The following is a 10,777-nucleotide window of genomic DNA, read 5'->3' as shown; positions in this document are numbered from 1 at the left end:
CGTCGCCTGGAAGTGTCGCTGCCGGGCCAGTTCTCGGTCGGCACGGCCGCTTCCGGCAATGGCGTGGGTGGTGCGGTGCGCAAGAAGCCCAAGCCTCGCAAGCGAACAGGCAGGGCCGGCGCAGCCTCCGGCGATTCAGTCACCGCGCCCATGCAGGGCACCGTGGTCAAAGTCGCCGTCACGGAGGGGCAGTCCGTCGAGGCCGGGGATCTGGTCGTGGTGCTCGAGGCCATGAAGATGGAGAACCCGGTCACCGCCCACAAGTCCGGTGTCATCACCGGCCTGTCGGTGGAGGCCGGTGCCGTCATCACCCAGGGCACTCCGATTTGCAGTGTAAGCCAAGGAGATCAGACATGACCGTCATCAATCCCACACCGCTGCAACCGCATTCGTCCGTCGAGGAATCGCAGGTCCGGTCCATCGACCTCGACGGCGGTGACACGGCGCTGTCGGCACTTATCACCACGCCGGTCCGGCAGCCGCCGCGTGGCACCATCGTCGCCCTGCACGGGGCCGGGATGCGGGCCGGATACTTCCACGGTCGGGCCCTGCCCGGCATGTCGATGCTCGAACTGGGTGCGGCCCTCGGCTTCTCGGTCGTCGCCATCGACCGCCCCGGGTACGGCGCGTCCGCCGACGCGCTGCCCGAGGGCCAGCCCGTCATCGACCAGGCCGCCACCCTCGCCAACGCGCTGCGTGATCTGACCGGGCGGTTCGACACCGGCGCGGGTGTGCTGCTGCACGCCCATTCCTTCGGCGGCAAGCTGGCGCTGGCCACTGCCGCTTATCAGCGCGTACCCGATCTACTGGGCATCGATGTCTCCGGGTGCGGGCACCGTTACGCCCACCCGGCCGACGGGCTCGAGAACATCGGCGCGACGTGGACGAAGAGCTGGCTGCCGCTGCAGCTGTATCCGCCGGAGACCTTCCATCAGGCCCGCTCGATCACCGCGCCGATCCCGGCCGCCGAGCAGTTCGACATCGTGAGCTGGGAATCGATGTTTCCCGCGATCGCCCAGCGCATCCGGATTCCGGTCCGGTTCACCTTCGCCGAGCACGAGCGCTGGTGGCATCACGACGACCGCACCCTCGCGAATCTGCGCTCCCGGCTGCGGCATTCACCGCGCGTGGTCATCGACCGTCAGCTCGACGCCGGACACAACACCAGCCTCGGCTACACGGCGCGCACCTTCCACCTGCGGTCGCTGGCCTTCGCCGAGGAATGCGTCGCGCGGAGGCAGCGCCGATGAGCTACCCCGCCGCCCGCACCCTCCACGACGTCGCGCCCTATGCCCTCCTGGCGCCCGGGCAGGGCTCGCAGAAACCGGGCATGCTGACCGACTGGCTGTCGCTGCCGGGCACCGAGCAAAGCCTCACGCGCTGGTCGGAGATCTGTGACCTCGACCTGCTGCGCCTCGGAACCACCGCCGACGCAACCGAACTCGTCGACACCGCCACCACCCAGCCGCTGGTGGTCGCCGCCGCGCTGCTCGCGGTGGCGGCGTTGCACGCCGCGGGCGGACTCGGGCCCGACACGATCGTGGCCGGTCATTCGGTCGGCGAGCTCGCGGCGGCAGCGGCCGCCGGCGTGATCTCCCCCGACGACGCGATCGCCCTGGCCGCCACCCGCGGCCGCGCCATGGCCGACGCCTGCGCCGCGAACCGCACCGGTATGGCGGCTGTCCTCGGCGGCAGCCTCGAGGAGGTACTCACCCGCATCGCGGAACTCGATCTGGTGCCCGCCAACCACAATGCTCCCGGCCATCTCGTCGTCGCCGGACGCATCGAAGCCCTGGCCGCGCTGTCGGCCGACCGCCCGGCGGACGCCAAAGTGGTCGTCCTCCCGGTGGCGGGCGCCTTCCACACCGAATTCATGGCCGCCGCCCGCGACACGGTGACCCGCGCGATCGGAAAACTCGTCCCCCGCAACCCGATCCGTCCCCTGCTCTCCAACCTCGACGGTCGCCCCGTCACGTCGGGCGCCGACGCCCTGACCAAGATCGCCGCTCAGATCACCCGCCCCGTCCGCTGGGACCTGTGCACGACAACCCTGCGCCAGGAGGCCCGCCTCACCACGCTCCTCGAACTCCCCCCGGCGGGCGTCCTCACCGCCATTGCGAAACGCGAACTCCCCCACCTGAACCGCCACCCCTGCGCACCCCCGCAACCCTCACCACAGCTCTCGACGCCCTCACCACCCCTACCAGACCCGGAAGCACGCCGTAGCTCGCTGTATGAAGCGGGCTTCCGGTCGCCGACCGAACAAACACAAAACGACAGGCACCGTGTGGTGCCTGCCGTTTGAAGTGGTTCTAGCTGGGATCGAACCAGCGACCCCTCGCGTGTGAGGCGAGTGCTCTCCCGCTGAGCTATAGAACCGCGGGTTGTCGCCGAGGCGACTGTCCGGGCCGGCGTTTGCGGTGCCGCTCGGACGAGAATGAAGATTACACACCCGGTTGCTGTCACACCAAATCGCGTGCACAACAGCGTAAAACTGAGGTTTCTGAGGGCGGTGTGGCGGGTGAGGCTTCACCGGCGCGTTGCCCGGGCGACACGGGTCCGTCGCCCGGGCGCGGTGGAATGGATCGCGATTCGTGCCCAACCGGTCCGCCCGCCCCGGACGACCGGCGGAACTACATGCCTGTAGTTCAGATTTACCCCCTCCTACCAGGCGATTTGTTACCTGCGCAGATCGTCGGCTAATGTTCTCTCTCGTCAGCGGGACAGCCGAAAGGCGCCCGGGACGAAATGCGGATGTAGCGCAGCTGGTAGCGCATCACCTTGCCAAGGTGAGGGTCGCGGGTTCGAATCCCGTCATCCGCTCGAGAGGCCAACACGGCCTGCTTGGCGGTGTGGCCGAGTGGTGAGGCAACGGCCTGCAAAGCCGTGCACACGGGTTCGATTCCCGTCGCCGCCTCTTCTTTTTTGAAGAGCAAAAGACCCGCGCGATTAGCTCAGCGGGAGAGCGCTTCCCTGACACGGAAGAGGTCACTGGTTCAATCCCAGTATCGCGCACCATGTTTCATACAGATCAGGCCCGGCTCACGCCGGGCCTTTCTGCTGTCTCGGGCAAAACCGGCGGGGCGCCCGCCCGCGGTGATCGGCGAGATCTATCGTTTGTTTGTTGATGCGTCTTGGACGTCATCGGCGAGCAGTGGCGAGGATGAGGACAGTTTCGGGCCCGGCCCGGTCGGATCATCGGATCGTCGAAGGGATACGTGATGGCCACGGTTTCACCCGGGAGCGTCGGCGAGAGCGACGGGCACGAACCCGTTTTCCACCCCTACCATCACCCCGCGGCCGGCTGGGGTGCGGCCAAGAGCGTGACCGGTTTCCTGGCCCGCGAGGGCGAGCCCATCATCGGGCCGCGCGCGATCCTGAAGATGAACCACGAGAACGGCGGCTTCGACTGTCCCGGGTGCGCATGGCCCGACGACATGAAGGGCCTGCATCTCGACATCTGCGAGAACGGCATCAAGCACGTCACCTGGGAGATGACCCACAAGCGCGTCGGGCGCGAGTTCTTTGCGGCCCATACCGTCACGGAGCTGTCGGGGTGGAGCGAGTTCGACCTGGAGAATCAGGGCCGGCTGACGGAACCGATGAGCTACGACCCCGATACCGACCGCTATGTCCCCATCTCCTGGCCGGACGCGTTCGAGATGGCCGGGCGGGCACTGCGGGAACTGGACGACCCGAATCGGGCGGCGTTCTACACCTCCGGCCGGCTCGGCAACGAGGCCACATTCCTGTATCAGCTGCTCGCGCGGGAACTCGGCACCAACAATCTGCCGGACTGCTCGAACATGTGCCACGAAGCCAGTGGCCGCGCATTGCAGGCCTCGCTCGGAACCGGCAAGGGCACAGTCGATCTGAAGGATTGGGAAGCGGCGGACGCGCTGTTCATCCTGGGGGTCAACGCGGCCTCGAACGCGCCGCGCATGCTGACGGCGCTGGTCGAGGCCCACAAGCGGGGCGCGCGAATCGTGCACATCAACCCGCTGGTCGAGGCCGCTGCGCGCAAGGCGATCATCCCGCACGAATTCCTCGCGATGGCCACCTTCCGGGCGACGCCGACCAGCGACCTGAACCTGCAGCCCCGCATCGGCGGCGATATGGCCCTGCTCCGGGGTATGGCCAAAGCCGTTCTGGAGCAATCGAAGTCGGATCCGAAGGCGCTGGACCACGAATTCATCGAGCGCTACACCAGCGGGTTCGACGCCTACCGCGCGGTCTGCGAGGCCACCTCGTGGGCCGAGATCGAACAGCTGTCCGGAGTCAGCGAAGCGCGAATCCGCGCGGGGGTGGACATCTACCGTGCCGCCGACCGCACCATTGTCAGCTGGTGTCTGGGAGTCACGCAGCACGAGCACGGCGTCGACACGGTGCGCGAGATCGTGAACCTGCTACTGCTCCGCGGCAATCTGGGCCGCGAGGGCGCGGGTCCGTCACCGGTGCGCGGGCACAGCAATGTGCAGGGCAATCGCACCTGCGGCATCGACCATCGGCCCACCGAGGCGTTCCTGGACCGGCTCGGCCAGGTGTGCGGCATCGAGCCGCCGCGTGCACACGGCCTGGACACGGTCGCCACCATCGAGGCGATGACGGCCGGGCGGGTGCAGGTGTTCATCGGGATGGGCGGGAACTTCGCGCTCGCCGCGCCGGACACCGCCTACACCTTCCAGGCATTGCGCAACTGCGAGTTGACGGTTCACGTCAGCACCAAACTCAATCGCAGCCATCTGGTGCATGGACGCCGTGCGCTCATCCTCCCCTGCCTGGGCCGCACCGAGAAGGACATGCAGCGCAACGGGATCCAGTCCGCCTCGGTGGAGGACTCGATGAGCATGGTGCACCTGTCGACCGGCATGAAGAAGCCCGCGTCTCCGCATCTGCTCTCCGAACCGGCGATCATCGCCGGGATCGCGCGGGCCGCGCTGCCCGACAGTCACACCCCCTGGCAGGACTACGTCGGCGACTATGACCGCATCCGCGACACCATGGCCGCCGTCCTGGACGGATTCGAGGACTTCAACCGCCGGGTGCGGTTGCCGCTCGGGTTCCGGATCCGCCAGCCCGCACGCGAACTCGTCTTCCGCACGCCGTCGGGGCGCGCGGAGTTCTCCGCGGCCCCGCTGCCGCAACTGGCACAGAACGCGGATGTGCTGACGCTGGCGACCATGCGCTCACACGACCAGTGGAACACCACCATCTATTCGGACAACGATCGCTACCGGGGCATCAAGAATCTGCGCACCCTGATCTTCATGAACACCAACGATATGCGCGAGCGTGGGCTCGGGGAGTTCGACAAGGTCGACATCACCAGCATCGCCCGGGACGGCAGCACGCGGAAGCTGAGCGGCTACAAGGTCATTCCCTATGACATTCCGCGGGGTTGCGCGGCCGGGTACATGCCGGAGATGAATGTGCTGTGCGCGATCGGCGACTACAGCACCCAGAGCGACCAGCCGATCATGAAGAACGTCAATGTACGGGTCGAGGCCTCGGGTCGCTGACCGGGCGTCGCGAATACAGAGCTTTCGGCACTCGGCTCACCGGCGGGGTTCGGGCCCCGGCACCACGCAGCCCCGATCCTCGGCCGGGAGCTCGGGCTGCGACGGCCCGGAAGTCGTCCGCGGCCGGGTGGCGATGGCTACGCAGATACCGACGCCCACCCCGATGATGGTGTCCGTGCCGCGGTCGAGCAGCAGCCTAACCGGGTCGGCGGGCGCGGCGAGGTCGGTCATCACCATGATCAGGGGGGTGAAGAAGCCCAGTGCGAGAGCGTAATTGCGGGCCATGAACAGTTCGGTGGGAAACAGCAGCAGCAAGACCAGAACGCCGAGCAGCGCCGCGGGCAGATGCGGCAACAGCAGGACCGCGGTGGCAGCCAGGCCGACGAAAGTCCCCAGTACGCGGTGTATCCCGCGCAGCACGTGGCCGCGCGCACCCTGGGCCGCCAGGGGTACCGCAGCCGCGGCCATCGCCCAATTGGCATGGGCCACATCCCGCCCCACCCCGACCGCACCGGCCAGCGCGACCGCGAGGACATAGCGGCCGGCATGGCGCGCCGACTCCCCCAGCTCGTACACGCCGACGAAGGAGCCGAATACCGCGAACACCAGCAGATTCGTCCGGCCCGCCAGCACCAGCACCGTGCCCGGGATCGCCAGCCCGGACGCGACGCGCACCGCATGGTGATGGTCGTCGCCGCGGGGACCGACCATCAGCAGTTCGCGTATCAGTCCACGTATCGCCCGCTTCCCTCGCTGGGCATCGATTCGGGATCCCGCCGTCGCCGACCTCTCTACTCACTCGGGGGTCTTTGTCCGCTTCGGGGTCGCTGCGACAGAAATGCGCGTGAGTTGGTTAGTCTGCCTTGTCACGCCGTTATGGATTCGCTCGACTCACGTTCGATCGACCCGGGGTTCGCTGGACCACGCGGCTGTTGCCCTACATCGATGACTCGAGATCGTTCGCATTGGGTTCGTGGAGGAGGTGGGGTAATGGAGGCCGGGGTCGGCGTGGATACCCGAGACGGGTTCGATGCGGTCGAGCACGCGCGGGAGATGGCCGGGCGGCGCTTCCGGCTGGACGGGTATTACGAGGTCGGGCGCGAGAAGATACTGGAGTTCGCGGCAGCGGTACAGGACGAGCATGCGGCGCATTGGGATGACGAGGTCGCGGCCGCGCTGGGGTATTCGGCATTGCCGGCTTCGCCGACATTCGTGGCGCTGCTGGGCGGCCCGGTGCTGCACGGGGTGAGCGAGCTGCTGATGGGTTATGACCTGCGGGCTTCGGTGCACACGGATCAGGTGCTGGAGTTCCATCGGCCGGTTGTGGTCGGGGATCGGTTGACCAGCAATGTGGTGCTGCAGTCGTTCCGGCAGGCGTTCGGCGGGGACATGCTGGTGTTCGAGAATGTCGTCACCGATCAGTGCGGCGAGGCGGTGGTCACCGGGACGACCAGCATGATCTCGCGGTCGGATCGGTCGGCACAGACCGCGGAATTGGCGCAGCGGATCGGGGCGCTGGTGCACCGCGGCCTGGACACGTTCGCGCGGCATGCGCCCGAACGGGTCGAGCTCGTCAACTGGATCCCCACGCCGGCCACCTACCGGAGCACCCACTCGCGGGCGGTCGGCTCGCTCCGCGAATGCGATGAGTTGCCCAGTCGCACAGTCTTTCTCACCATCGGCGATCTGGTCCGCTACGCGGGGGTGGCGGGCGACGCGAATCCGATCCATTGGCACCCCGACGCCGCCCGCATGGTGGGTCTGGAGCGTGGCGTGGTCGCGCACGGCATGCTCACCATGGCCTATGCCGGCGCCTTCGTCACGTCCTGGCTGGGTGATCCGGGGGCGCTGAAGCGGCTGAGTGTGCGCATGAGCAATCCGGTCTACGTGGGCAGCGAGGGGCCGACCGCGATCGAATTCACCGGCAAGGTCAAGTCGATCGATCCGGTGGCCGGCACCGCCGCGGTCGCGATCACCGCAATGCACGAGGGCCGCAAGGTATTCGGCCGCGCCACCGCCGTGGTCCAGCTGAGCTGATCCGGCCCGGCCGACGTCACTTCACCCGAAAGGGCAGTCCTGGGGCTCGATGTAGGGCGTTCACCCGTCGTCGAACGGTGAACGCGGCGGTCATGTCCGGCGATCAGTGTGAACGCTGGGAGCGGATGAGGGCTCCCGGCCGGGCGCCGGTGTCCTCGCCGTCGCGGAGCACGACCTCGCCGGAGACGATGGTCGCGCGGTAGCCTTCGGCGCGCTGTAGCAATCGGCGAGCACCACCGGGCAGGTCGTAGGCCATGGCGGGCGGCAGTAGGCGCAGCGCCTCGAAGTCGATCACATTGAGGTCGGCCTTCTTACCGACGGCGATGACGCCGCGGTCGTCCAGGCCGTACATCTGGGCGGTGTCGTAGGTCATCTTCCGGATCGCCAGGGGCAGCGGAATGCGTTCACCCCGCGCACGATCGCGCGCCCAGTGGGTGAGCAGGTAGGTGGTGTTGGAGGCGTCGCAGATCGCGCCGACGTGCGCGCCGCCGTCGCCGAGACCCACCGCGGTGGCCGGGTGCAGGAGCATCTCGCGGATCGGATCCTGCGTGAAGCGGGAGTAGTTGAGCAGCGGGCGGTAGAACAGTGCCCGGCCGTCGCGCGAGAGCAGCTGGTCGTAGATGTAGTGGAACGGTTCGACTCCGGCGCGGGCGGCGTCGCCGGCCAGGCTGGTTTCCGGGTCCGGTTCGTAGTCGGGCGGGTCGCCGAGGGTGAATGTGCGGTCGAGTCCCATGCTGATGAAGGCCATCGGATTGTCGGGGAGATCGGCCTCGGTCAGGATCGTCTCGCGCAGTGCGGGATCGCGGAGTTCGGTGACGAGGGCGTCCAGGTTCTGGCCCGTGCGCTCGACCGCGGCCTGGTAGGAGGGCCGGAACGAGAACGGGTTGAAGGTCTGCAGGCCGATCAGCAGGCCCAGTGGCCGTGCGGAGACCTGTGGGCGCACCGGGATTCCGGAGTCGAAGGCGGCGGCGGCCGCGTCCAGCAGGCGTTTCCAGTCGTCGGGTGCGCCGTCGTGCTGCAGGAGACCGAAACTCACTGTGCGGCCGGTCTGTTCGGCGAGGCGCAGCATCCAGGCCAGTTCTCGATCGGGGGCGGCGAGATCTTCGCCCATGATGCCGGCGGGGGCGAGTTCGAACACGCCCGCGCCCGCGTCGGCAAGCGCCTGGCCGATGCCGAACAGTTCCTGCTCGGCGGCGAAGGTGCCGGGCACGGGTTCGCCGTCGATGGCGCGGTGCACGATCGTGCGTGAGGTCGAAAAGCCCAGTGCTCCGGCCTCGATGCCCTCGCGCACCAGTTTGGCCATCATGGCGATGTCCTCGGGCGAGGCCGGGTCGTTCTTCGCGCCTCGCTCCCCCATCACGTACGCGCGTACCGCGCCGTGCGGCACCTGCGTGCCGACATCGATGGCCAGCGGGAGCCGGTCCAGCGCGTCGAGGAATTGCGGGAAAGACTGCCAGTCCCAGCGGATTCCGGTCGACAGCGCCGCGCCCGGAATGTCCTCGACACCCTCCATCAGCCCGATCAGCCACTCCCGCTTCTCGGGCGTGACCGGGGCGAACCCGACTCCGCAGTTCCCCATCACCACGGTGGTCACGCCGTGCCAGCAGCTGGGCGTTAGCTGCGGGTCCCAGGTGATCTGCCCGTCGTAATGCGTGTGGATGTCCACGAAGCCCGGGGTGACCAGTAGCCCCGTCGCGTCGATCCGGTTCTGCGCCACCGCGTTCGCGAGCGCCCCGGGCGCGGCGATCACCGCGATCCGTCCGTTCTCCACCGCGATGTCGGCCGGATACGGTTCCGCTCCGGTCCCGTCGACGATCGTGCCGTTGCCGATGATGAGTGAGTAGCTCACGAGAGGTCCTAGCAATCCAGATTCGCTAACACTGCACAGACTAACTAGACATGACGTCAGCGAAGTCGGAATCCGGAGAATCGGTTCTGATCAGCGCGTTCACGTGCGGGAAATTATGGTGGAGCCCATGAGAATTCGGCGGTGGCGGCGGGTTTATCTGGCTGCCGAGTACGCGGCGTTGTTCTTCGGCGGGACGACCCTCTACAACGCGGTACTGCGGGGGAAGCCGCCGATTCCGGCGCTGCTGGTACTGGGGACCGGGGTGACGGTGTATCTGCGGCGGTCGAAGGGATTCGATCGGGGGTCGCTGTGGCGGGCGGAGGCATTCCGCGAGCAGGCGCGGTCGATGGCGGTGACCGCCGGGGCGAACGCGGCGGCGCTGACCGCCGTGACCGCGGCACTGCGCCGGGAGGATCTGTTCGATCTGCCGCGGCGGAATCCGCTGATCTGGCTGGCGGTGATGGTGCTGTATCCCGCGCTGAGCGTGTATCCGCAAGAGTTGATCTTCCGGTCGTTCCTGTTCCACCGCTACCAGCCGGTGTTCGGTGACGGGCGGGCAATGGTGGCGGCCAGCGCCGCCGCATTCGGCTACGTGCACATCGTGTTCGGAAGCTGGTTCTCGGTGGCGGCGAGCAGCGTCGGCGGGTGGTTGTTCGCCGCGCGGTACATGCGGACGCAGTCGCTGTTCACCGCCTCGGTCGAGCACGCGCTGTACGGGATGCTGGTGTTCTCGGTCGGACTGGGGCGCTACTTCTATCACGGCGCCGCCCCGGCGGCCCGAATTCAGTTGGGGGCCACCAGAACCGCCTGACGCGACGGTGCGGGCTGGGCGAAGACCGCCACGGTGACGATGAACACGAAGGCCAGCAGTGCCGTCGCGGTGCGGGCGATGTGGAACAGCTCCCAGCGGTGCAGCAGCTGGGCATAGTCGGCGGGGACCGGGCCGACCGCCCACTGCTTGATCTTGCCGTTGATGGGGACGTTGCCGAATCGCGTGATGACGAAGCTCGTCACCTCGAGGCCGAACGAGGTGGCAGCCAGACGGCGCACCAGACCGCCGCTGTAGACGGCCAGCAGCAGTGAGGTCAGCGCGGCCAGCGCCATGGCCGATTGCATGACGGGACCGTTGACCTTCATGAGGGCGGTGTGGAAGGTGAAGCGGACGTCCAGGGGGACGGTCTTGAATGCCTGGGCGACATTGATCAAGCCGTAACCGAATGCGCCGCACAGGTATCCGGTGGTGAGCAGAGCGGCTGCGGTGAGCAGGCGGGTGCGCATGGGCGAGCCTTTCGAGAGGTCAGTGGTGCGCAGATAGTTCATATTTCTGAACAGTTCTGATTTTTGAACCTGTATCCTGACTCTGTCAAGACAG

At 67.6% G+C, this 10,777-nt stretch carries 9 protein-coding genes and 4 tRNA genes; 9 read left to right on the top strand and 4 right to left on the bottom strand.

What is annotated here, in order from left to right; all coding sequences use genetic code 11:
* The 3 genes from AB0L60_RS27340 to AB0L60_RS27330 all read left to right on the top strand — a co-directional run.
* Positions 1-357, top strand: a 357-nt coding sequence (locus AB0L60_RS27340; RefSeq protein WP_364619162.1) for a biotin/lipoyl-containing protein, incomplete at its 5' end; no start/stop codon positions are given.
* A complete protein-coding gene (locus AB0L60_RS27335) occupies positions 354-1,250 on the top strand; it encodes an alpha/beta fold hydrolase (RefSeq protein ID WP_364619159.1) in 897 nt (298 codons plus the stop codon). The genes AB0L60_RS27340 and AB0L60_RS27335, both read left to right, overlap by 4 nt.
* Positions 1,247-2,305, top strand: a complete 1,059-nt coding sequence (locus AB0L60_RS27330) for an ACP S-malonyltransferase (RefSeq protein ID WP_364619156.1) — start codon at positions 1,247-1,249, stop codon at positions 2,303-2,305. The genes AB0L60_RS27335 and AB0L60_RS27330 overlap by 4 nt, the downstream gene beginning before the upstream one ends.
* A 2-nt stretch (positions 2,306-2,307) precedes the next feature.
* Here AB0L60_RS27330 and AB0L60_RS27325 read toward each other — a convergent pair.
* Positions 2,308-2,379: transfer RNA gene (locus AB0L60_RS27325), tRNA-Val, on the bottom strand.
* A gap of 371 nt (positions 2,380-2,750) precedes the next feature.
* On the opposite strand from AB0L60_RS27325, the gene AB0L60_RS27320 reads away from it, so the two are divergent.
* The 4 genes from AB0L60_RS27320 (at position 2,751) to AB0L60_RS27305 (ending at position 5,519) form a co-directional block, all read left to right on the top strand.
* Positions 2,751-2,823: transfer RNA gene (locus AB0L60_RS27320), tRNA-Gly, on the top strand.
* A 23-nt stretch (positions 2,824-2,846) separates the two neighbouring features.
* Positions 2,847-2,917, top strand: a tRNA-Cys gene (locus tag AB0L60_RS27315).
* A 26-nt stretch (positions 2,918-2,943) separates the two neighbouring features.
* Positions 2,944-3,018: transfer RNA gene (locus AB0L60_RS27310), tRNA-Val, on the top strand.
* Between the two features lie 203 nt (positions 3,019-3,221).
* Complete coding sequence (locus AB0L60_RS27305) at positions 3,222-5,519, top strand: FdhF/YdeP family oxidoreductase (RefSeq protein ID WP_364619153.1); 2,298 nt, start codon at positions 3,222-3,224, stop codon at positions 5,517-5,519.
* Between the two features lie 36 nt (positions 5,520-5,555).
* On the opposite strand, the gene AB0L60_RS27300 is transcribed toward AB0L60_RS27305, so the two are convergent.
* The gene (locus AB0L60_RS27300; RefSeq protein ID WP_364619150.1) at positions 5,556-6,230 is read right to left on the bottom strand and encodes an FUSC family protein; all 675 of its coding nucleotides are present in this window, start codon (positions 6,228-6,230) and stop codon (positions 5,556-5,558) included.
* A gap of 279 nt (positions 6,231-6,509) precedes the next feature.
* On the opposite strand from AB0L60_RS27300, the gene AB0L60_RS27295 reads away from it, so the two are divergent.
* The gene (locus AB0L60_RS27295) at positions 6,510-7,556 is read left to right on the top strand and encodes a fused (3R)-hydroxyacyl-ACP dehydratase subunits HadA/HadB (protein ID WP_364619146.1); all 1,047 of its coding nucleotides are present in this window, start codon (positions 6,510-6,512) and stop codon (positions 7,554-7,556) included.
* A 103-nt stretch (positions 7,557-7,659) separates the two neighbouring features.
* Here AB0L60_RS27295 and AB0L60_RS27290 read toward each other — a convergent pair whose 3' ends face one another.
* The gene (locus AB0L60_RS27290; RefSeq protein WP_364619142.1) at positions 7,660-9,405 is read right to left on the bottom strand and encodes an amidohydrolase family protein; all 1,746 of its coding nucleotides are present in this window, start codon (positions 9,403-9,405) and stop codon (positions 7,660-7,662) included.
* Between the two features lie 127 nt (positions 9,406-9,532).
* Between AB0L60_RS27290 and AB0L60_RS27285 the strand changes: the two genes are divergently transcribed.
* Positions 9,533-10,216 (top strand): CPBP family intramembrane glutamic endopeptidase, encoded by a 684-nt coding sequence (locus AB0L60_RS27285; RefSeq protein WP_364619140.1) that lies wholly within the window; start codon positions 9,533-9,535, stop codon positions 10,214-10,216.
* Here the strand turns inward: AB0L60_RS27285 and AB0L60_RS27280 are convergent.
* Entirely contained in the window at positions 10,189-10,725 is a 537-nt protein-coding gene (locus AB0L60_RS27280; protein WP_364619137.1) for a DUF1772 domain-containing protein, read from the bottom strand. The genes AB0L60_RS27285 and AB0L60_RS27280 overlap by 28 nt on opposite strands.
* Between the last annotated feature and the right edge of the window lie 52 nt (positions 10,726-10,777).

The sequence above is a fragment of the Nocardia sp. NPDC051981 genome, assembly GCF_040680715.1.
GTDB lineage: Bacteria > Actinomycetota > Actinomycetes > Mycobacteriales > Mycobacteriaceae > Nocardia.
Note: the sequence above shows the minus strand (reverse complement) of the source record. Positions and strands in the feature narration are given on the sequence as shown.